The organism is Leeuwenhoekiella sp. ZYFB001 (genome assembly GCF_011784865.1).
Lineage (GTDB): Bacteria > Bacteroidota > Bacteroidia > Flavobacteriales > Flavobacteriaceae > Leeuwenhoekiella > Leeuwenhoekiella palythoae.
This window is the reverse complement of the sequence record NZ_CP050460.1, coordinates 1,352,448-1,376,258: the sequence shown is the minus strand read 5'-3', so window position 1 is coordinate 1,376,258 and position 23,811 is coordinate 1,352,448. Positions and strand designations below refer to the sequence as shown.

Below are 23,811 nucleotides of genomic sequence, written 5' to 3'. Positions count from 1 at the left end.
ACGGCTATGCGACCAATACTTCACCAGATAACGCCAGACTATAGAGCATTTGTAGATGACCAAGTATTAACCTCTGGGCAGCTAAATGAGTTTTTAGACTATTTTGAAGATCAGCAGCGTCTGACGCGTATTTGCCTCAACGGTGTGGGGATCGTTTGTGGATTTGAAGTCAGTTTGAATGCGGCTACAAAAACTATTGCGATCACTCCCGGGTGTGGCATTACCACAGATGGTGATCTTATTAAATTACTTGTGGACGCAAAGAAAACCCCAACCGATGATGAAAGCACGCAGAACCTTACCTATAAGACTTTAGCCAAAGAGGCTATTCACTACACTCACTTTAGAAGTTTTGAGGATGATTTTGCGCAATATGATGCTTTTAGAACAACCTCAAATAGTGATTCCAATACGACCATTCCTTTATACGAACTTGTCTCAAAAGGGAGCTCAAAAACTACAGATAAAGCTTTAACGACATTAGATCTTACTGATAAAATTGTGGTGCTCTATCTAGAATCTTATGCTAAAACTCCAGATATATGTACCGAAACTAATTGCGATAATCTTGGGGAGCAACACGTACAAAAACTAAAGGTTTTATTAGTCGAAGAAAAAAACATCAACTATTTGCTTGCAAATGATAGTATCTATCGCAAGTATGACATCCTTGACGTTTATAAGAAGCTTCCGCCTATTAAGATGCCTCGCGTGTTGTTAAATAGCGGCGCCAAAGAGATTGAAACACCCTTGAAAGTTGACTTAAGCGATCTTTTTGACCTAACCAATATTAGAAAGAACCTAGTTATTTCTAATAACGCACTTTCACCTCTCAAAAACAGTTTCTCCTCAGTAAAAACTCCTGCGCTTGATATAGGATATAATTCTTTAAGTGCTTCAAATACGGCTATTAAGAACTTTACCTCTGTTCTTAATTCAAATACAAAAACTACCGTCAATACCAAGACCTATTCGGCATTGGTTAGCTCCTATGCAGAAAAAATAAACACGGTAGTACCTCAATTGCAATCCGCACTCAAAACGATAACAGACCACTTTAGTCAGCTTTTGGGCTTGAATATTTCAGAAGATTTTGAACAAAGCATTAAAGCACTTGAAAATCATTTGGAACAAAATAATGGGGATATACAATACCTCTACGATCACCTCTGTGATCTCGTAAAAATCTATAATGAATTAAGAGACCTGCTTCTTGATATTCAAAGTGATTGTTGTCCAAATATAGACGCGTTCCCAAAACATTTGATTCTGGGGAGACCAAATGATACATCTCGTAGCATAGCGTACCGACATCACTTCTACCCTGCCACCACAGAAATAATAGGAAAACTTCCGGGTAAAAAAGCGCACTTTTTAGTACGTAAAATGCTATTGCTTTTAAAAGCATTCAATCCGGAAACACAGCTAGGTGCAGACATCACACCATCTACGAGCATCAGTACAGAAAACGCAGCTTGTGCAATTCCATTTTATTATAATCCATCAGAAGATTTGGTTTTTCAATGGAATTTTAAACTCACACAACGTTTTAACGAAGCCTTTCAGTTAAGCTATTTCAAGAAGTACTTATCGCCCATTAATGCCATTCAAGAACCACTTAAGTATGACTTGAGCAACTATGATTTTCTAAGGATTGAAGGAATTCACGGTATGCCTTATGATGAAGCTTTAAAAGAAGTATCAAAGCTGAAAACCGATTACGGTCTTAATTTTGACATTAAAGCGATCAATATTGATCAACAAATTGAAGATATTGATATGGATGCTTATGCATGTCATTTTAATTATCTCGATACTGATCTTAAAACCTGGCGACAGGAACAAAATTGCATCAATAAAGATATTACGGAGTTCTTTAGCGGATTTAATATGGATGATCTGGGCAGTCATAATTATGCTTTTGAACAATTTGACCGTGATGATTTATTAGATAAAGAGGTACTTGTAGATCCGGATAAGATCAAGAAGCCTACTGACTTACTTTTCAGCAACAATCAGCTTTCGCTTCTAGGCAAACTTAACATTAATGCAGATCTTCTTGCTGCGCGCGATAAGACAGATCGAGAACCTTTGATCACACTTCTAGATAAAGCACAAGAAAAAATCTCCACGGGAGCATCTATTGAGGATGTGGTAAGTGAATATCAAAGCTCTTTTGTGGTGTTAGGAGAAAAATTAGAAGTCCTCAATTCCACTGAGCCAAAATCGTATTCCAAATCAAGCACGGAAAAAAACACCGCTCAACCCATGCTGTTAAAAGTAAGTAAAACTGTAGAACCTGTTAGTCCCGTAGTTCTCAATACCGGCGTTAAAACGTATACGCCCTTTATTACTGAAACCAAAGTTAACGCCACAGTTACGGATAATCTAAAAACAAAAACCTCAGATCTCGGCTTTATAATGAACACTGTGCTCGATAAAAACTTTATAGGAAGCGCTACTGAAATTGAAAAAGCGATCGATCTTAAACGTAAAGAACTTTATCCAAAAATTGATCCTGAACAGCAAAATTTATTAAAGGTGGGATTCACCATACCTAACGGAATTCTCGCCAGATTACAAATTGTAAGTTCATATATCCCAGAAAGTTTAGACCAAGTAAACGCGGACACAAAAGAAAAATACGCCGCTGCGATGGAAGATTTATGTGTGTATACTAAAAAATCAAGAGCCATCATCAATGAAATTTTTTACAACCCAAAAGCTGAATACACCCACATTGGTTATGAGACGCTATATACATTTATGTTAGACCGGCTCGAAGCAAATTGCTGCGCCGCATCTTCTTTAGAAATTATTCTGAGTGAAATTCAGACCAAAAAAGAAGAAATTCTTGACGAACTTATTTTCTCAAATTTTGCTAGAAAACATCCGGGACTTGAGCATAAAGCCGGTGTCCCAATCGGTGGGACCTTTGTGATGGTTTACACGGGAGCGGTAAGCAATTCTAATGATAGTGAAATCCCCAGAAACATAGTAGTCGCAGATTTTGCACTGCCTTACCTCTGCTGTTCAGATTGTTCTCCTATTGGCTTTATTATTCAAGAAGCAGCCACTAGCAGCAGCCTAATTCTAGACCAAAATAAAATATGCATAGACACCAATTCTGAAACTGAAATTAGCATTTCATTTACTAAAAGTCCTACAGATGGTGTTTTAGCACTACTCAATAAAAATATTGAAGGGATTAGCTTTTCTGAAACGGAGCTTATTATTACTCCGTACCAGCTTAATGCCTTTGATACTCCTATTCAATTTACAGTTAATGGTCAGTTGACCACAGCGAATCTAACAGCAACTAAAAAGGCGGAAGCTCGCATAACTACAAATCCGGAGCGAGTGAGTGGCTTACCGGGAAGTACGTTACCTCCCGTTCAATTCTCGATCGAAAATCTGAATAACTTCAATACCGATTTGTTTAGCTTCAATTGGACGATTAACGGTACTTCGTATACTAACGAACGCCCAACGGTGAATCTGCCTATTCCTCAGAATATTGATAGTAACATTCTTGAAATACCGGTTACTCTGACATTGTCAAACGATTTGTGCGATTCAACTTCTATTGAATATACCTTAGAAGTTGCTATAGACACTCCCGAAGAAGTACAGGTAATTCTTAAGGACGGACCATTTTGTTCTAACGACCAAGAAAAATATCCTATTACTATTACACCAGAAGGAAGCGAGATCAAACTTTTAAATGATGATGTGAAGGGAATTTACGGTGAAGGTGATTCTTGGTATTTTATTCCTGCTGTAGCAGGTCCTGGAAAGCACAACATAACTTTTGCTGAAGTTGATCCCATAACTATTGAAGTGTTTAAGGCTCCGGAAACGGTACGTTTTGAAGCTGAGTTACATAACAAAGTAATGGTATTACAAATCACTGAGGACATTCAGGCGGAAGCATTCAGTTGGTTTAATGACGCCAAACTCATTTCAACTACGGCAGAACCTGTTTTAGAAATTCCGCAAGAAGAAAAAGAACAACTATTCAAATTACAAGTAGTTGTCAAAACTTCAGCTTGTGGCACTCTTGAATCTGAATATCAAGAAGTTAGAGTTCCAGCAATAGAAACAGACAGCCCGGATCCTGATCCTGATCCTATCCCAGACCCTACACCTGAACCTGATCCAGAAACTGATACTTGCACAGATGAGGTTTCAAAAAAGCTGAATACAAATAAAGAAGAGATCGTAACTGCACTGAAACAAACGGATAATCAACAAGTGAAAGATGCTGGTCAAAAAATCATAGCAATATATGATACTTTGATTAATAGACCGGATTTGTTTAAAAGTGAATTTGATGCAGCATTTGCTAAGAAACTAGAAACAGCATTCACCGAGCTATCAGAATTGCTTTTCAAAAACAAGCCAGAACAGCGTCAGCCTTATTTCAGTCTCTATCTCAAACTGCAAGAATTATTCTATCTAAGCATTTACTGCCGAGACAAGCAGTTTCTTGATAATGACTTGATCTTCTCAATTTTAAACTTGATCGAAAATCAGTTCAATCCACAGTTTGATATCGCCATAAGCCTACTTGAGGGAATCAACTATAAAAATTGGTACGCGTTACTTAACGATTACAGTTCTCATTTTAAAGTAGACCGCTATCAAAATCATTTTAATCAATTACTCCAATGGACAAGCTAAGGTATGATTATACAACCCGTACATATCATCAATAAATTATTTGTAGAAGTCGATTGCAACTCGATGGAGGAAGCGTTGCGCTTAAAACAGAATCTAGGCCAATTCGTAACCAAAAAACTCAGTCCGCATTTAAGTAAAGCTTTTGATGAATTAGGCACTTCAAATGAGTTTTACACTGTAGATAAAGTCGCTGTTGCATTTGAAAATGATTTTTTTAAAGAATCTAATTTATCTGAAATCACTAATAAAATACACACCAGAACCACTGAAACTTTAAGTTTAAATAGAAATGATTTAACAATTAACAATCAAAAGTTTAAAGATGAAAAACAGCGAAACTATAAGGCTTTTATTTATTTCTTAGAAAATGGAAGGCATCCTTGGTTTTTTGCTGAAAGAGAAACTTTGAATCTTGAAGCACTGACTTTATTTTTAAAAGAAACACAGCCACATTCACTTACCGAATGTTTAAGTAAAACTGAAACTCAAAAACGATTAGCATATCAGTTTGCAGAGCATCCAAAATTTATGTTGACGGTTTGGCGTACTTATGCCGAATTAAAAAAACTACCGAAAAGTAGTATCAACGGCTTAGTCGTTTTAGCCTCTAAAGTTGTAGATAAAAAAATACTTGAAGAAATAGGATCAAGTCTGTTTCAATACGATCGCTTATCAGCTTTAGAACGCGAACGACGCTTGATCAAGCTCTTTGAATTTTATAAATCAAAAAGCGGTTTATCACTTGAAAGGTTTCAGAGTCTTTCTAACTTTTTCAACCTAAAAATTGGTATAAGCTTTATACCAACAGTTTTAATAGCCTCTTTTCTAAATCTTGAAAAGGCGACCTTGGTTTTTCAGCCGTCAGAAAAAATAAGTTTCCATAAAAGCAAAAGTCTCTCTACAAAAGAGATCGAAGAAAGGCTGCAATCTACTCCTGTAAAATTTCAGTATAAAAAACCAACACTTGATTCCGACGATACTTTTAAAGAGGAACACCAACCAATCGAGCACAATCCGGTTGAAACTGATGAATCCCAAGGTTTGATTCTACCCAACTGCGGTCTCATTTTACTGCATCCCTTCCTCTCCATTTTATTTGAAGAATTAGGCGTTCTTAGTTCGCAAAAACAGATCGCTGAAGAACATTATGATCTCGTTGTACAATTACTGCATTTCATTGCCACAGGTGAAGAAAATATAAGTGAACAGCAACTTGGCGCCGCTAAACAATTATGTGGTGTTTTTAGTTCGTACCCCATAAAAAAAGAAAACGTCTTACAAGAAAAACATAAAAAGGAAGCACTTAATCTCATTCAAACCGTGCTCAATTACTGGAGTGCCTTAAAAAATACAACGGCCGTAGGACTGCGCGGTCAATTTTTAATCCGTTCCGGAAAATGGGTCACAACCAATGAAAAAATCGAACTCTTTATCGAGCGGCAAACTGCAGACATTCTACTCGATCAATTGCCTTGGAGACTGTCTATGGTAAAACTTCCCTGGCTCAAAAAAATGATTTATGTAACCTGGTAAACACTACGCTATGAAAACAATCAAATTATTAAGTTCTAGCCTTCTCATCTGCTTTTTGCTATCGAGCTGCGGCACTTCTTTTTATGATCAATACAGTTTTACTGAAACCCTTGAAACCAAAGCCAATGCCTTGAGTCTGGTTGAAGTTTCAGATCAAGAATACCAGCAACACAAAGTCGCTGCTCAGGCACTGATCAATAAAATTGATATGATGGTAAGCTATGAAAAGGCCAAATCTAAAAATGAAATTACCATACAGATGTGGCAGTATTTGCAAAGCGACGCAAGCAGCATCCAGCAATTTCTGGATTTGTGGGAAACGCAAGGCACTTTAAGCACCGCTTTTAAGGCTGAATTTAAGCCGCAAGTTGCCAAGATCTTTGATCTGATGGCCAATTATGAAAATAAAAAGAACGAACAGTCTAAGCTTGCTTTGTTAGACTTAATCTCGATGTAAAAAAACTTGAATTATGGATTTTAAAGAACTCTACAAATCGATAAAAGCGGGAATTCTTGATTTGATCAAAGAACGCTTTGATGAAGAAAGCAGCCTTATTAAAAACGATGTTGATCTGTTTTTAGAGCAGTCAAAAGATAAATTAGAACGCTGGGTTTTATTACTCAATCAGGGTGCCATCACTCCTGCCGAATTTGAACTTTTACTGCAAAGTCAAAAAGACCTTTTGATCATTCAAACCCTTGAAAAAGCTGGTGTGTCAAAGATAAAAATAGGTCTTTTTAAAAACGCCGCTATTAAACTCATTGTGAGTAAAGCAGTAACCCTAATTCTGTAAAAAGTTCAAGTTATGCCTGCTTTTGCTAAAAATAGAACTCCGTCTACAGATACCAAAAAACCTTCTAAAGCTGCTTTTTTTAAAGTTCAGGCGAAGCTTAAAATGGGGCAATCTGGAGATAAGTATGAGCAGGAAGCAGATACGGTAGCACAACAAGTTGTTGAAAACACCCACGGAAACTCAGCAGCTAAAGTGCAACAGAAACCACTCGCACAAACCATCAAACCGGGGATTCAACTCAAAGCGCTGGAGGAAGACCAGGTTCAGAAAAAAAGTGAAGAGGAAGAAACTGTTCAGGCGAAAGAAGAAGAGGAAACAGTACAAGCTAAAACTGAAGAAAACGAGGAAGAAAGCCTTCAAGCAAAATCGCAAACCAGTGCCACTCCAACTACAAATATTCAAGAAGGTTTAAAAAATAATAAGCACAATGGTGAACCTATGGCTCCGGCTACGCAAACCAGAATGGAGCAGAATTTCGGTACCAATTTGTCTGATGTGCGTATTCACACCGATGCCAATGCTAAAAAAATGAGCGCAGATCTTGGTGCTCAGGCATTCACTTCTGGTCGTGATATTTATTTTAATGAGGGCAAATATGCGCCGGGATCACCCGAAGGTGATGGCCTGCTTGCACACGAATTGACGCATACGATTCAGCAAGGTGCAATTGCTACTAACAAATCGACGAAAACCAATTCGATAAAACCTAAAAAGGCAACGGTTTCATCAAAGGAAACAGCTGTTCCAAAGCAGGATTCTATTTCAGGATCTGTGAAGAAAAATTCAGAAGAAACAAAGAAAGAGCAATTTCAATCTCAGGAAAATTCAGCACAAACCGAAACTCAAGATCCTTCCTTTCCTGCTTCTGCTCAAGAAAATGAAGCCTTTCAAGAATTAACCGAATCCATTACAAACAGATCAAGGGCTGCTCAAACAACGCCCGATGCCGACGTTTCTGCTCAAACAGGTGCGTTGGCTGCACCACGTGCTGCTAATGAACAAATGGGTGGTGCACAAGCCAATCAGGTTGAGGTAATGAATGCGCAAGAACCGGGAGTTTTTGATGCTGTAAGTTTTAAAAATCGCCTGATGGAACGTATTGAGGCGATGCAGCTTCCGGCAAATGAAGAAGAGGCAGATGACTTTGAAAGCAATAATAATATTGATTCGGTTACTCAAGCCGGAGTTGGAATGGCTAATACAGAAAGTCAGCAAGCATCTGGAGCGATTGATCAGGCAACCAGTACAGCACCAGATCCTTATTCGGTTGCACAACGTGAGGTTGCAAACATTCCTGAGGCTCCCGTAGGTCAGCGACCGGCACCTTTAAACGCAAACGCAGCTGCACCTCCTCCCCGTCCTGACAGTCAGGTACAGGCTCCTTTAGAACAAAACGTAAATGAAATAGATCAGCAATTAGAAGCAAATGAAGTCACTGAGGATATGCTTCATAACAGTAACGAACCTACCTTCGGTAGCGCCTTAAGCGCAACTAACGAAGCACGTGACCACGCAAATCAAGCTCCTGCAGCATTTAGAGCGTCAGAGCAAGCAAGTTTAACTTCCGCACAAAATTCTGCGCAGCAAAACAGCAATTCTCAACTTAACGCTATGCATAACAGCAGAGCTGCCTCGCTGGGAAGTGCTCAACTGGAGCAACAAAATACAGCAACTGCTAACAGCGCTGCCCGAGAACGCATTGCATCAGAAATCAACACCCTGTTTGAAAGCACAAAAAATGCAGTAGAGACAATTTTAAGCGAACTCGAAGAACAGGTTGCATCAAAGTTTACCACAGCAGCAGAAAAGGCCAAGAAGGTGTTTGAGGATTATGTAGCACGAAAAATGGATACTTATAAAGCTGAACGCTACAGCGGTCTAGGTGGTGCCGTCACTTGGGTGGGTGATGCATTTACCGGTTTACCCGAAGAAGTCAATGCCTTTTTTGAAGAAGGAAGAGAAAAATACATCGAGGCGATGGATAGTGAGCTTACAAGTATCGCAGAATATATCGCTCAAAAACTCACCGAAGCAAAAACCAAAATTACTGAAGGCAAACAACAAATTGCAGACTATGTTGCAAGTCAGCCTCAGGAGTTTCAAGATATTGCTGAAGAAGCCGCCGGAACTATTCAAAGTAGATTTGACGACCTAGAAAATGCTGTAAATAGCAAGCAAGACGAACTTATTGAATCTCTCGCACAACAATATCAGGAAAGTCTTGCTGAAGTAGATGCGCGTATTGAAGAAATGCAAGCTGAAAACCGTGGACTTATAGATATGGCGATGGGTGTTGTTATGGGCGTCATTCAAACGATCATCAATATCAAAAATATGCTCACCAATTTATTGAGTGCTGCATTAGATGCGATAGGTGCGATCATATCTGATCCTATCGGATTTTTGATGAATTTGATTCGCGGAGTGAAAGAAGGCTTTTTGAATTTCGGCACCAACATCATGACGCACTTGATGAATGGATTGGTGACATGGTTAACCGGAGCCTTAGGGCCAATGGGAATCACAATTCCGGAAGACATCTTCAGCTTAAAAGGAATCTTTAGTCTGGTGATGCAAGTGCTTGGGCTGACGTGGGATTATATGCGTCAAAAAGCAGTAAAACTTTTGGGCGAACCTGTAGTACAAGCTTTAGAATTGGGCTTTGAACTTTTTCAAATCATCAGAACCGAAGGAATTGCCGGCATTTGGGAATACATTAAAGAACAGTTTACTGATCTAAAGGAAACGGTGATCGAAGGTATACAAGATATGATCATTACCACCGTAGTTGACGCCGGAATCAAGTGGGTTTTAGGATTGATGAGTCCGGCGGGTGCTTTTGTCAAAGCGGCAATGATGATCATCGACATTGTAAAATTCTTTATTAAACGGGGAAGTCAAATTATGGCTCTGGTTAATGCCTTTATCGAAGGTGTAAAAGCGGTGGCTTCAGGAAATGTGGGTGCTATTGCCTCTAAAATTGAAGAAGCATTAGGGCGTGCCGTACCCGTGATCATTGGCTTCCTAGCTTCGTTGTTAGGCATCAGCGGACTCGCTCTCAAGGTGCAAAACCTCATTCAGCGCATACGCCAACGCATAGACAAGGCTATTGATAAACTTATTCTTAAGGCTAAAAAGGCGTTTAAAAAATTGGGCAATAAAGTAAAATCTGGCGTACAAAAGTTCATTGAATGGTGGCGGGTAAAGAAAAAATTTAGAGGTCAAGATGATAAAACGCATACCTTGTATTTTGAAGGTAATGAGTCTAATCCGATATTGACGGTTGCCAGTAATCCTACCCCATTTACGACATTTATTTCTTCCGTAGTAATTGGTGAAGACCCAAAAGGAGAAAAACAAAAAGCCAAAGACGAAGCCGTACAAATAGCAACTGAAATTGACACAACAAAACGCGCTCCTTTAGAAGGAACTACCGAAGAAGCTAAGAATAAAAGCCGGCTAGATAAAAAAGAGAAACTTGAAGCTTTACTATCAGACCTTAGTAAACGTGCTGAAAAGCTATTTGGTCTGGATGTTTCTGAACTTCCCACAACAAAGATTTTCAAACAAGATGCTACAACAAAAGGTGATGACACTGTTGGAACCGAGATGATAGCAGAACCATTAACTCAAAAAGGAAGTGGAGGAAGTATTCCTACCTCTCGAAAACACAAATTATTTGACAAGCTTTCAAAACGCCGTTTGGGTGGAAGTAGTTACTACATCAGAGGGCACCTATTAAACCATAACACACATGGTCCAGGAAAATGGACTAACATGACACCGCTTTCTAAAGAGGGTAATAAAAATCACGAAAGTCTTGTTGAATCACTTGTGAAAGCTGCTGTAAGTTCAGGAGCTATTGTGAAGTATAGTGTAAAGCCAGACTACAGTAGGAATGCGCTAGCAACACCAAGCTCTGCTCCAGCTGATATTCAACAAATACGAGAAGCAGAACAGCACGTTCCAACTAAACTTGTTTGTGAAGCCATTATCATACGGAAGAAAGAAAACAGCTTTGAGAAAACGCAGGAAATTGTCAAAAAGAATGTAGATAATCCTATTGATACTACCATCACCAATTATCAATTAGATTCAGAGAAAAAACAACCCGTTAAACTTAAGACTGATACTAAGGATCATATCGCAGCTAATACCACTGGTATAAGCCGCGTGAGTATTAATCGTATTAAAGATGCTGTCGATAAAATAGATAATTTGAAATACTATGATCAGATTATTGCGACTCTTAATTCTCCCGCAGCAGAGGCTGGCGTAGAAAAATTGAGAGCAATGAATAACGTTACTTTAAATTGAATATGACCTAAACCACTAAATTAAAAATCATGAAAACACTACGCTACCGTTCACGAGATCAAGAAGTTTATTTTTTAGAAGAACTACTACAAAAAATGGGTTACGAGATTTATGTATCTACCTATTTTGGTGTGGATACTGATAAAGCAGTTAAAGACTTTCAGCAAAAAAATGATCTGGTCGTGGATGGTATCGTAGGCTTAAAAACCTGGAGTAAGCTTTTGGCTCAGGAAAATCAAATTTTTGACTCGAATTCAAAATTACTTAGTGAACAGGATCTGGTTGATTTTGCGCAGTGCTATGATTTAGAGTTGGCTGCTGTAAAAGCTGTCAATGAAATTGAGAGCAATGGTAAAGGTTTTCTGGTGGGTGATAAACCGCGTATTCTTTTTGAAGGTCATATTTTTTGGCGACAATTAGAATCTAAAGGCATCGATCCCAAAAACTATGTTTCAGAGGAGAGCGCTAACGTGCTTTATAAAAAATGGACCCGTAAATATTATATAGGCGGAATTGGCGAATACGACCGTATGAATAAAGCTGCGGCTTTAGACGATCATCCTGACTTTAAAGCTGCAGCTCAGGCTTCGGCATCTTGGGGGATGTTTCAAATAATGGGTTATCATTTTAAAAGTTTGGACTATGCTTCGGTAGATGCATTTGTAGAAAAAATGTTTGAACACGAGCGGGAGCATCTGGCGGCTTTCGGTAAGTTTTTAGAGGTCAATAAACTGTTGAAACACTTACGCTCAAAAAATTGGGCAGCTTTTGCCAGAGGCTACAACGGCCCCGGTTACGCTGCAAACAAATACGATATTAAACTGGCAAAAGCCTATGCTAAATACTCGTAAGCCTTATGAGTAAAAATCAATCCTTAGGCTTTGACACGGTGATGCTGCATTTGCAAGAACTTGTGATTTGGCGACTAAAACATCCTAAGTTGAGTTTTGAAAAAGCTCCACAGTTAGATAGTCAGGCACTCCCCGACTCACTATTAAAACAGCTTATTAAAGTCTTAGAATTAGATGCTGCAGAAATTGCAATACTCATACTTGTCCTAGCTCCCAATCTTTCACCGGAACTTTTAAAGTTTTGTGTAAATCAGGTTTTTCCTGATGGCGGCGAACTTCCCGAACTTGGCGGAATTCAAGGCAAAAATCACCGCGGTATCTTACCCACTGCAGAGACTGCACTGTTTCTCATCGCAGGAGCAAATATTGAAGCTAGAGGCCGATGCTGGCATTATTTTGATAAGCATAGTAAACTCATCGCAAACAAGGTCATTCAGTTAGAAAAGTCTGAAAAGAATGAGCCCAAAATGAGTGGAGCGCTGATTTTAGACCCTGAATACACTTCTTTGTTTATAACGGGCAACATACCAGAACCAGAACTGAGCATTGAATTTCCTGCTTCAAAGATCGAAACACAACTTACCTGGGATGATTTGGTTCTTAATGACGAAACCCGACAAGAAATTCGGGACCTTGAAATATGGTTGAAACATAACGAAACGCTTCAGCAAAAACACCACACGACCAGCAGATTTAAGCAAGGCTATCGCGTACTTTTTCACGGTCCGCCCGGTACCGGAAAAACACTAACCGCAAGCCTTTTGGGAAAATATACAGACCGCGAAGTTTACCGTATCGATCTTTCAACCGTAGTTTCAAAATATATAGGAGAAACCGAAAAAAACCTGGCTAAACTTTTCGATAAAGCCCAATATAAAAACTGGATACTTTTCTTTGACGAAGCTGATGCAATTTTTGGAAAACGCACTCAAGTGCGCGATGCGCACGATAAATATGCCAACCAAGAAGTTTCTTATCTTTTACAACGTTTAGAAGAGCATCCCGGCCTTGTCATTTTAGCCTCTAATTTTAAAAATAACATTGATGCTGCATTTAACAGACGCTTTCAAGCTTTGGTCTATTTTGCACCTCCCGGATATCAAGAGCGCCTCGAACTGTGGAAAAAAACACTTCCAAAGAAATTTAAATACGCGCCAGAGATCGATTTAAAAACAATTGCAAAAACTTACGATATTACCGGGGCACACATTACTAATGTTATGCATTACTGTTGTTTGCAAGCGCTGAATCAAGACTCACTGACTATTACGAGCGAGAATCTCACAGCAGGTCTTAAACGAGAATACAAAAAAGAAGAAAAGATGTTTTAGTTATATTTGAGTTTCACAAGTACTTCAATATGGCAAAACATCGCATTTATACTATGGCCTTTTCGGGTGTTTATCCGCATTACATCGCAAAAGCCGAAAAAAAGGGCCGCACCAAAGACGAGGTTGATCAAATTATCTTTTGGTTAACCGGTTATGATCAGACCGACTTAGATCAAATATTATCTGAAAAAACAAATTTTGAGACCTTTTTTGACGAAGCGCCTCAGCTCAATCCTAATGTTTCCAAGATTACCGGAGTTATTTGTGGTCATCGCATTGAGAATATTGAAGACCCTCTAATGAAAAAAGTGCGTTATCTGGATAAATTAATTGACGAACTCGCTAAAGGAAAGGCGATGGAAAAAATTCTCAGAAAATAATACTCCTATGGAAGAATTTAAAACCATTGCCGCAACCTTTTTAAAAGAGGTCGCATTTGGCAATATTGACTTAGCTTTCAAGAAATATGTTGCCGAAGATTTTATGCATCACAATCAGTATTTTGAGGGCTCTCGTGATGCATTGATACAAGCGATGAAAGAAGATCACAAAACCAATCCTAACCTTGATTTCGAAATTAAAAAGGTATATGCTGATGGTAATACGGTAATCACGCACAGTCTGGTCTCAAAGCAAACTATGCAGATTGCAGTGGTGCATATATCTAGATTTGAAAACAATAGAATTGTAGAATTGTGGGATTTGGGCCAAATCATCGAAAAAGATAGCCCAAATAAAAACGGACTCTTTTAATAATTGTAAAAAATACACTTTAGATTTTTATTCTGTATATTTCAATCGATTTAGAGGATATTAATCATGGTTAAATTTTACTATTCATTCATCATTATACTACTACTATCAGTAGTAAATTCATTGATAGCTCAAACTGTTGATCGACCACGTGTATTTGTGACTACAGACGGCGAAGCTGATGATCGAGCTTCAATGGTGCGCTTTTTGCTCACTTCTAATGAATTTGAAGTTGAAGGTATTGTAAATTCTAGTTCGCAATTTCATTGGGAAGGTGGTCAAGGGTGGAATGCCTTTCACCCCGTAACTTGGGTTAAAGAATATATAGACTTGTATGCTCAAGTTTACCCCAATCTACAAACTCACGATACCCTTTTTCCGCATCCCGATTATTTACACAGCATATGGAAAGTTGGTAACATCGCTGAAATCGGGGAATATCAAAAACGAACCAAAGGCGCAAAGTTTATCGCAGAAACTCTTTTAGATACTACTGATCATCGACCAATTTGGGTGCAAGCTTGGGGAGGAACGAATACCATTGCTAGTGCCTTAAAAATCATTGAAGAAGACCATCCTGAAAAGATTAACTATGTTGCTCGTAAACTACGTTTATTCTTGATTTGGGAGCAGGATCAATCTTATCAAGACTACATCCGGCCGCATTGGGAGCACTTGAATATCACCACTATAATTTCTGATCAATTTGATTGTATGGCCTATATATGGCCAAAAGTGTTGCCTAAAACTATTCAACCTTACTTTGAAAAAGATTGGATGACTACCAATATAATTGAGGGACACGGTGCTTTATGTAATGCTTACGAAAATAACCAAGGTGTCTTCAATGCTGAAGGCGATACCCCGGCTTTTTTACATACAATCCCAAATGGTCTAAATAGCACAGATTCTCCAGATTTTGGTGGTTGGGGAGGGCGCTATGTCAAGGTTAGAAATAATGTCTGGATGGATCCCCTACCAGACACATCGTTTACCAGACCTACAAAACAGTGGGGTTTTGAAAATAGTTGGTCAAAACTTTTAGAACATAAAACAACTCCGGAAGATATACAGATCAGAACAGCATATTTTAAACCAATATGGCGATGGTTGCCAAGTGTTCAAAATGATTTTGCTGCACGAGCAGATTGGTGTGTTAAACCCTTTGACGCTGCTAATCATCATCCCATCGTTAAACTAAAAAAATCAGCGCTATCAGTAAGGACTAAGGCTGGAGCTACACTTAAATTCGACGCTTCTCAAAGCATAGATCCAGATGGTGATCAACTTCATTTCAACTGGTGGCACTATAACGAGGCCGATACTTATTCCGGTAAAACGATTACCGGTTCAAAAAAATCAAAGTTTATTTTTAAAATTCCACACGACGTTGAAATAGGCGATACACTTCACATAATCTGCGAAGTAAACGATTCAGGAACGCCTACTCTTACACGTTATAAACGTATTCTTATTACAATCAGCGAATAGCTAGTTGTATAGAAACCTTATTGCTATTCAGGCATAGTGTATTCCCATATTTTAGTAAATCACTAAAATAACTTATCTTTTTTCAGCTTTTTCGCATTCGATTGAAAACTGCTTATTCGGTTTTTAACCGAAAAATTTTACTTGATAATAGCTTTTGAATTTAATACTATGCACAAACTAAGTTACACCTTCGTAATCTTTACAATGCTTTTTATGAGCTCCTGTGAAGAACAAAAATCTAAAGAAGATTACAGTCTTTCTTCACCTGATGAAAAGAACACAGTTACTTTCAGCCTCACTGAAGCAGGCAAACCTACTTATACGATCGCTCACGATGGTGTTGTGGTGGTCGATACTTCTGCAATGGGTTTTGACCTTAAGGATCTTGACGCGCTTTCGGAAGATTTCGAGATTATTAAGACTGAAACTAGCGCTGCTGACGAAACTTGGCAAATGCCTTGGGGAGAACAATCAGAAGTGCGTAATCTCTATAACGAGCTGATCATTTATTTACAGGAAACTTCTGAAAATAAACGAAAACTCAACATTCACTTTAAGGCATATAATGAAGGTATTGGATTTAGATATGAGTTCCCTGAACAAGAAAATCTTGATGAATTTATTATTGCAGATGAAAACACGGAGTTTAACCTGACCGGTGATCATAAAACGTGGTGGATTCCGGGAGATTGGGATATTTATGAGCATCTGTATAGCGAAACAAAATTCTCTGAGATTGATGCTCTTGCTAAAGCAAATAACCCTGACCTCAATGCGAGTTATATTCCAGAAAACGCAGTGAACACACCGGTCACGATGAAAACAGCAGACGGTTTGTATTTGAGTTTTCACGAAGCTGATCTTACAGATTATGCCGGGATGACTTTAAAGGTCAGTCAGTCTGAACATAAAATGATAAGCGAACTCGTAGGCTCTGAACGTCTGGGTGGAAAAGCTCAAATTAAAGTACCCTTCAATACTCCTTGGCGTACGATCCAGATAGCTGATAGAGCCGGTGATTTGATTGAATCAAAAATGATCTTAAACCTAAACGATCCTAATGAGTTAGGAGATGTTGATTACTTTACTCCAATGAAATATGTCGGGATCTGGTGGGAAATGCACATTGGCAAATCTACCTGGGATATGGAAGGCACTCAGGATATGAACACCTTCACGGTGGGCGAAAAAGGCTCTTCTCAACACGGTGCTACTACAGCAAATGCCAAAAAATATATTGATTTTGCTTCTGAAAACAGCATTAAAGGATTGCTTGTAGAAGGATGGAATACCGGTTGGGACAAATGGATCAATACAGACGACCGGGAAGGCGTTTTTGATTTTATCACGCCCTATCCTGATTATGATTTCGACGAGGTAATGGCTTATGCAAAAGACAAAGGTGTTGAGGTCATTATGCATCACGAGACCTCTGCTGCTCCCCTAACCTACGAGAAACAAATGGATGCCGCTTATGATTTTATGAAGGCTAATGGAATCAATTCGGTAAAAACAGGTTATGTAGGAAAGATTATTCCTAAAGGAGAATACCATCACGGGCAGTGGATGGTAAAACATTATCAAAAAGTTTTAGACGAAACAGCAAAAAAGAAAATTGCAGTAAATGCGCACGAACCTATCAAAGCTACAGGAAAACGCAGAACATATCCTAACGCAATTGCTCGTGAAGGTTTACGTGGTCAAGAGTTCAATGCTTGGGCCTCAGACGGTGGCAATCCGCCGGCACACTTACCTACGGTCGCTTTTACACGAATGCTTTCCGGACCAATTGATTTTACACCTGGTGTATTCAATATCAAATTTGACGATTATAAAAAAGAGAATCGCGTAAACACCACTTTGGCGCATCAGCTTGGATTATACGTGGTGATTTATAGTCCGATTCAGATGGCCTGCGATCTTCCTGAGCATTATATGGTAGACGGCAAAGTGCATCCGGCATTTCAGTTTATATCAGATGTAGGTGTAGATTGGCAACAGTCTAAAGTGCTTGATGGTGAAGTTGGGGATTTTGTGGTGATTGCAAGACAAGAACGAGAAACTGACAATTGGTTTGTAGGCGGAATCACCGACGAAAATATACGTGATTTTACAATAGATTTTGATTTTCTGGAAGCTGGGAAGACCTATGAGGCCAAACTCTATAAAGATGGCCCGGAAGCTGATTGGGAAAACAATCCGCAGGATTATGCTATTGAAACACTACAAGTAGATCGTACCACTTCGCTAGACATCGCGATGGCTTCGGGTGGTGGATTTGCAATGAGTTTAATTTCTCAAAACTAGCAGATTTCAAGTATTTCAAGAAATGTCTTTACTTAGGTAAGGACATTCCTTATTTATAATAACCAATGTAACTCTTGTTACGTACCAGCAGCGCAAGTTTAGAGTTCTTTGTACGACTCTAGATTTAATAAAATATCTTAAAATTCCCTAGTATATGAATTGGATTTACGATCCTTGGCCTTGGTATGTATCAGGTCCGCTTATTGCCCTGACCATGTTTGTTTTACTCTTTGTAGGAAAGCAATTTGGAATGTCTTCTAATCTGCGTACACTCTGCTCAGCTGCAGGAGCGGGTAAAAAATCAGACTTTTTTAAATTTAATTGGAAAGAAGAACGCTGGAATTTAACCGTGATGTTAGGTGCTCTTTTGGGAGGTTTTATTGCTTCTCAGTATCTGTCAGATAATACGGTGACTATCGTCGAAGATGTAGTTGCTAAACTTCAAACTTATGGAATAGAAAGCGCTGGAAACGCATATCTTCCTACAGAACTTTTCAGTTTAGAGAATTTAAGCGATCCTAAAAATCTATTCATACTCATCATCGGTGGATTTCTGGTAGGTTTTGGTGCGCGTTATGCCGGCGGATGCACGTCAGGCCACGCTATCTCTGGATTGAGCAATTTACAATTACCATCACTTATTGCAGTCATTGGTTTCTTTGCCGGTGGTTTAATAATGATCCATCTTATTTTCCCCTTAATATTTGCATAATGAAAACAATCATTTATCTCCTCATAGGCACCTTCTTCGGAATAGTAATGTATAAATCTGAAGCCGCGTCTTGGTTTCGCATTTTTGAAATGTTTGCGTTTGGTGCTTTTCATATGTATGGCATCATTGGTTCGGCGCTGGTTTTGGGCGTAATTGGTGTTCAGATTATAAAGAAATTCAACCTAAAAGCGCTTGGCGGTCAAGAAATGCGGTTAAAACCTAAAGACAAGAGTGTTGCTCGTTACGCCATTGGCGGGGTACTGTTTGGTTTAGGATGGGCATTAGCAGGAGCTTGCCCTGGACCTATGTATGTGCTTACAGGTGCCGGTTATGTTTCAATTATGTTCGTTATTCTAGGGGCTTTACTCGGCACTCTTGTATACGGTTTGATCAAACACAAACTTCCACATTAAGTAAAATTTTGACAAGTTATAACAGCATTGGATTTTGAGGTAAGCCATTGCAGTTTTCCATCAGGATTCTGTACTATTCACAATAAATGCTTAGTTCGCACGATAGATTTTAAAGCTAAATTATTAGTATTCTGAAACTTGCTACTAAAGCCTATTGAGGATTTATGTAGCCGCTTTTATCAAGTAAGTTTCCTATTTTTGCGACAAATTTAAACGTATGCTTATCATAGGAATCGCCGGGGGTACCGGAAGCGGTAAAACCACTGTTGTAAATCAAATTGTACAAGAACTTCCCGAGGGTGAAGTGACGGTTATTTCTCAGGATTCGTACTACCGCGACAACTCACATTTATCTTACGATGAGCGCATTAAGATCAATTTTGATCATCCTAAATCCATTGATTTTGAATTGCTTTGCAAGCATCTTGAGCAACTAAAAAAGGGAGAAACGATTGAGCAGCCCGTGTATTCTTTTGTGAAACACAACCGCACAAGTGATAAAGTGATCACGCATCCGCGGAAGGTGGTCATCGTTGAAGGTATTTTAATTCTTACCCATCCTGAAATACGCGAACTCTTTGACATCAAAATATTTGTACACGCAGATTCTGATGAGCGTCTTATTCGCCGACTAAAGCGCGATATCGCCGAGCGCGGTCGTGATCTTGATGAAGTGCTAACAAGATATCAAACGACGTTAAAACCGATGCATCAACAATTTATTGAACCTACTAAGGAATATGCAGATATTATCATACCTTATAACCGCTACAACAACGTTGCGATAGATATCGTTCGTAGTATTATCAATCAACGTTTGGTTTAATTAAATCTGTGCTGATTTGTCTTTGTTAAAAAAGCTTCGTCAAAAAAGGTGGTTTCGTATTTTGGGAAATAAATACGTGCTCATTCTAGTGATCTTTACGATCTGGATGGTATTTTTTGATACTAATTCGTGGTTTATTCACAAAGAACTTAATGACGAGATCGATAAACTTGAGGGTAACCGCGCCTACTTTAAACAAGAAATAAAATCAGATCGGGATCAGATCAATAAATTGAAAGACTCTGAAGAATTAGAGCGTTTTGCTCGTGAAGAATATTATATGAAAAAAGAAAACGAAGAGTTATTCATCATTGAGTATGAAGATAGCCTAAAAACTAAAGACGATGAGTAAACCCCTTTTTTCTGAATTTCCTCCGGTCTCAGCCAAAGCCTTTAAGCAAAAGATCCAGTACGATCTGGATGGAGCAGAATATAATGAAACTTTAGTCTGGAATGCTCCTGAAGGCATTTCGGTAAAACCCTTTTATCACCGGGAAGAAACACAAGTTTTACCTATTCCCGGGCAACCGGAAAACTGGTCTTGTGTTGAAGAAATTTTTATCCTTAACCCTCAAACCGCTGCTGCTACTGCTAGCCGTGCTTTAACTAAAGGCGCAGAAGCAATTTATTTTAAAGCCAACAATACGTTTGATAGTGCATTGCTTTTAGCGCATTTGCCTCAGGAGTCATTAGTACTCTATTTTAATTTTAGCTTTTTAGACGTTTCATTTTGTGAAACCTTGATAGCGCAAGCTGCTGCAAAAGGATTTACCGTATATCTTAACCTCGATATTCTTGGCAATCTTGCCCGTTCCGGAAACTGGTATGCTTCCCAAAAAGAAGATCATCAAGCTCTGGAAAAGCTTTTTTTAAATAGCAAAAACGATAACGTTATAGGTGTAGATGTAAGCCTCTATCACAATGCTGGAGCCACAGTCATTCAAGAGCTTGCTTACGCACTTTCAAACTTAAATGAATACTTTAATCATTTCGGTGAAACTTTAAAAAATCAGCAGGTTACATTTAAAATTGCTTTAAGTAGTAATTACTTTTTTGAGATTGCTAAACTGCGTGCCCTGCGCCTACTTGCGGCAACCTTAGCACGGGAATACGGACTCCAAGTAAATTGTCATATTCTGGCTGTTCCCGGCAAACGCAATAAAACGCTCTTCGACTACAACACAAACTTACTGCGCACCACCACCGAAGTTATGAGCGGCATTCTAGGTGGCGCAAATGCTATTTGCAATATCGCTTATGATGCTGTTTATCATAAAACAAATGATTTTGGTCAGCGTATTGCTCGCAATCAACTTTTAATTCTTAAGAACGAAAGTCATTTTGACAAGACAACAAATCCGGCTGATGGAACTTATTACATAGAAAATCTTACAAAACAATTCGCCGAAAAGGCTCTAGTACTTTTTAAAGAGATCGAAGCCGGCGGCGGATTTGTAACCCAACTCATCGAAGGTAAAATTCAGAAGAAGATTAAAGAAGCTGCCGGTAAAGAGCAAAAGGCTTTTGATGATCAGCAAAAGATTTTAGTAGGCACAAATGCTTATATCAACAGCATCGATAAAATGAACGATGAGCTCGAACTTTATCCCTTTGTAAAGATCAATCCGCGTAAAACCTTACTCGAGCCCATTATTCCCAAACGACTTGCCGAACAGTTGGAACAAAAAAGATTAAAAGATGAGTAGAAAAAACCTTCAACATCTAAGCATCAATCCTATGTTCAAGGCAGAATCTGTTGAGAATATACGACCTGAACATAAAGCTCCGGAACACCTTGATTTCGCTGCTGGAATTCCACCATATTTGCGAGGACCTTACAGTACGATGTATGTGCGCAAGCCCTGGACGATCAGACAATATGCGGGTTTTTCAACAGCAGAAGAAAGCAACGCATTTTACCGCCGCAATTTGAAGGCCGGTCAAAAAGGGCTTTCTGTAGCTTTTGATCTGGCAACACATCGTGGCTATGACAGCGATCACGAGCGCGTAGAAGGTGATGTGGGGAAAGCCGGTGTTGCCATCGATACCGTTGAAGACATGAAGTTGCTTTTTGATCAGATTCCGCTTGATAAAATGAGTGTTTCGATGACGATGAACGGTGCGGTGCTTCCTATTCTGGCTTTTTATATCGTGGCAGCTGAAGAACAAGGCGTCCCTTCTGAACAACTTCAGGGCACCATTCAGAATGATATTCTTAAGGAGTTTATGGTAAGAAATACGTACATCTACCCTCCTGCACCGTCAATGCGCATTATTTCTGATATCTTCAAGTACACTTCAGCAAATATGCCTAAGTTCAACAGCATTTCCATTTCTGGATATCATATGCAAGAAGCCGGCGCTACTCCTGAAATTGAATTGGCATACACCCTAGCAGACGGACTGGAATACATTAGGACTGGAATTGACGCCGGTTTAAAAATCGATGATTTTGCTCCGCGCCTCTCCTTCTTTTGGGGAATAGGAATGCAGCATTTTGAAGAGATCGCAAAAATGAGGGCAGCGCGAATGCTTTGGGCAAAGATCGTAAAGCAATTCAACCCTAAAAATCCAAAATCCCTTTCGTTAAGAACCCATTGCCAAACCAGTGGCTGGTCTTTGACCGAACAGGACCCGTTTAACAACGTGGCGCGAACCACCATTGAGGCAGCAGCAGCAGTTTTTGGCGGAACTCAAAGTTTACACACCAATGCTTTAGATGAAGCTATTGCTCTACCCACCGATTTTTCGGCGCGTATCGCACGAAATACCCAGCTTTATCTTCAAAAAGAGACAGCGATCACCAGAACAGTTGATCCTTGGGCGGGAAGCTATTATGTTGAAGAATTAACGGAAAAAATAGCACACAAAGCGTGGGATCTTATTCAAGAAGTTGAAGCCCTTGGCGGAATGACCAAAGCCATAGAAAAAGGGATTCCGAAGCTTCGAATAGAAGAAGCCGCTGCCCGTAAACAAGCCCGAATTGATAGCGGTAAAGATGTGATCATAGGTGTCAATAAGTTTGCACTAGATCAAGAAGATGAACTCATAACTCTAGAAGTTGATAATGCGGCTGTAAAAGAAAACCAACTGCAACGTCTCGCAAGTGTTAAGAGTTCGAGAGATTCAAAAGCGGTAACTCAAGCACTCCAAGCGCTAACCGATTGTGCAAAATCAGAACAAGGTAATTTATTAACTTTAGCCGTAGAGGCTGCACGAAAACGCGCAACTTTGGGAGAAATCTCTGCTGCACTTGAAACCGTTTTTGGGCGCTACAAGGCACAGATCAAATCATTTAGCGGAGTGTATAGCAAAGAGATTAAAAATGATGAAGCTTTTAAAAAAGCCCAACAGTTAGCTGATGAGTTTGCCGTTTTAGAAGGGCGTCGCCCGCGTATAATGATCGCAAAAATGGGACAGGACGGCCACGACCGCGGGGCTAAAGTCGTTGCCACAAGCTATGCTGACGTAGGTTTTGATGTAGATATCGCTCCGCTGTTTCAAACTCCTAAAGAAGTCGCCAAACAAGCCGTAGAAAACGATGTGCATATTTTAGGCGTTTCCTCATTAGCCGGCGGACATAAAACTCTCGTGCCGCAAGTAATCAAAGAGTTACAGCAATTAAATCGCGAAGATATTATGGTAATTGTAGGAGGTGTGATTCCACGTAAAGACTATGAGTTTCTATTTCAATCAGGTGCAGTTGCTGTCTTCGGACCCGGATCAAAAATTAGTGAAGCGGCGATTTCGATTTTAGAAATTCTGCTAAAAACTTTTGAAGACTAACACGCTTAAATCAT

Annotated in this window: 17 protein-coding genes; all 17 read left to right on the top strand. The window is 39.3% G+C overall.

The features are described from left to right. Positions 1-6 precede the first annotated feature (6 nt). Positions 7-4,683, top strand: coding sequence for a hypothetical protein (locus HCN54_RS06030; protein ID WP_167596970.1), 4,677 nt, complete (start codon positions 7-9; stop codon positions 4,681-4,683). Between the two features lie 3 nt (positions 4,684-4,686). Continuing rightward, entirely contained in the window at positions 4,687-6,216 is a 1,530-nt protein-coding gene (locus HCN54_RS06025; protein ID WP_167596968.1) for a contractile injection system tape measure protein, read from the top strand. A 10-nt stretch (positions 6,217-6,226) separates the two neighbouring features. Then, entirely contained in the window at positions 6,227-6,673 is a 447-nt protein-coding gene (locus HCN54_RS06020; RefSeq protein WP_167596966.1) for a hypothetical protein, read from the top strand. Positions 6,674-6,686: 13 nt separating this feature from the next. Next, the gene (locus tag HCN54_RS06015; protein WP_167596965.1) at positions 6,687-7,010 is read left to right on the top strand and encodes a hypothetical protein; all 324 of its coding nucleotides are present in this window, start codon (positions 6,687-6,689) and stop codon (positions 7,008-7,010) included. A gap of 12 nt (positions 7,011-7,022) precedes the next feature. After that, positions 7,023-11,327, top strand: coding sequence for a DUF4157 domain-containing protein (locus HCN54_RS06010; RefSeq protein ID WP_167596963.1), 4,305 nt, complete (start codon positions 7,023-7,025; stop codon positions 11,325-11,327). A 29-nt stretch (positions 11,328-11,356) separates the two neighbouring features. Then, a complete protein-coding gene (locus HCN54_RS06005; protein WP_167596962.1) occupies positions 11,357-12,178 on the top strand; it encodes an N-acetylmuramidase domain-containing protein in 822 nt (273 codons plus the stop codon). A gap of 5 nt (positions 12,179-12,183) precedes the next feature. Continuing rightward, positions 12,184-13,509 (top strand): ATP-binding protein, encoded by a 1,326-nt coding sequence (locus HCN54_RS06000; RefSeq protein WP_167596960.1) that lies wholly within the window; start codon positions 12,184-12,186, stop codon positions 13,507-13,509. A 29-nt stretch (positions 13,510-13,538) separates the two neighbouring features. Further along, complete coding sequence (locus HCN54_RS05995) at positions 13,539-13,889, top strand: DUF2200 domain-containing protein (RefSeq protein ID WP_167596959.1); 351 nt, start codon at positions 13,539-13,541, stop codon at positions 13,887-13,889. Positions 13,890-13,896: 7 nt separating this feature from the next. Continuing rightward, the gene (locus tag HCN54_RS05990) at positions 13,897-14,262 is read left to right on the top strand and encodes an ester cyclase (RefSeq protein WP_167596958.1); all 366 of its coding nucleotides are present in this window, start codon (positions 13,897-13,899) and stop codon (positions 14,260-14,262) included. A 66-nt stretch (positions 14,263-14,328) separates the two neighbouring features. Then, on the top strand, positions 14,329-15,753 hold the full coding sequence (locus HCN54_RS05985) for a DUF1593 domain-containing protein (RefSeq protein ID WP_167596957.1): 1,425 nt from the start codon (positions 14,329-14,331) through the stop codon (positions 15,751-15,753). Between the two features lie 168 nt (positions 15,754-15,921). Next, on the top strand, positions 15,922-18,060 hold the full coding sequence (locus HCN54_RS05980; RefSeq protein WP_167596956.1) for a glycoside hydrolase family 97 protein: 2,139 nt from the start codon (positions 15,922-15,924) through the stop codon (positions 18,058-18,060). A gap of 154 nt (positions 18,061-18,214) precedes the next feature. Beyond that, a complete protein-coding gene (locus HCN54_RS05975) occupies positions 18,215-18,772 on the top strand; it encodes a YeeE/YedE family protein (protein WP_167596955.1) in 558 nt (185 codons plus the stop codon). Continuing rightward, the gene (locus tag HCN54_RS05970) at positions 18,772-19,185 is read left to right on the top strand and encodes a DUF6691 family protein (RefSeq protein WP_167596954.1); all 414 of its coding nucleotides are present in this window, start codon (positions 18,772-18,774) and stop codon (positions 19,183-19,185) included. The genes HCN54_RS05975 and HCN54_RS05970 overlap by 1 nt, the downstream gene beginning before the upstream one ends. 217 nt (positions 19,186-19,402) lie before the next feature. Beyond that, entirely contained in the window at positions 19,403-20,011 is a 609-nt protein-coding gene (udk, locus tag HCN54_RS05965; RefSeq protein ID WP_167596953.1) for a uridine kinase, read from the top strand. A 61-nt stretch (positions 20,012-20,072) separates the two neighbouring features. Continuing rightward, positions 20,073-20,363: an FtsB family cell division protein gene (locus HCN54_RS05960; protein ID WP_072982858.1), complete on the top strand. Its 291-nt coding sequence runs from the start codon at positions 20,073-20,075 to the stop codon at positions 20,361-20,363. Further along, on the top strand, positions 20,356-21,717 hold the full coding sequence (locus HCN54_RS05955; RefSeq protein ID WP_167596952.1) for a methylmalonyl-CoA mutase subunit beta: 1,362 nt from the start codon (positions 20,356-20,358) through the stop codon (positions 21,715-21,717). Before HCN54_RS05960 ends, HCN54_RS05955 begins: the two co-directional genes overlap by 8 nt. After that, entirely contained in the window at positions 21,710-23,797 is a 2,088-nt protein-coding gene (scpA, locus tag HCN54_RS05950; protein WP_167596951.1) for a methylmalonyl-CoA mutase, read from the top strand. The genes HCN54_RS05955 and scpA overlap by 8 nt, the downstream gene beginning before the upstream one ends. Positions 23,798-23,811: the final 14 nt, after the last annotated feature.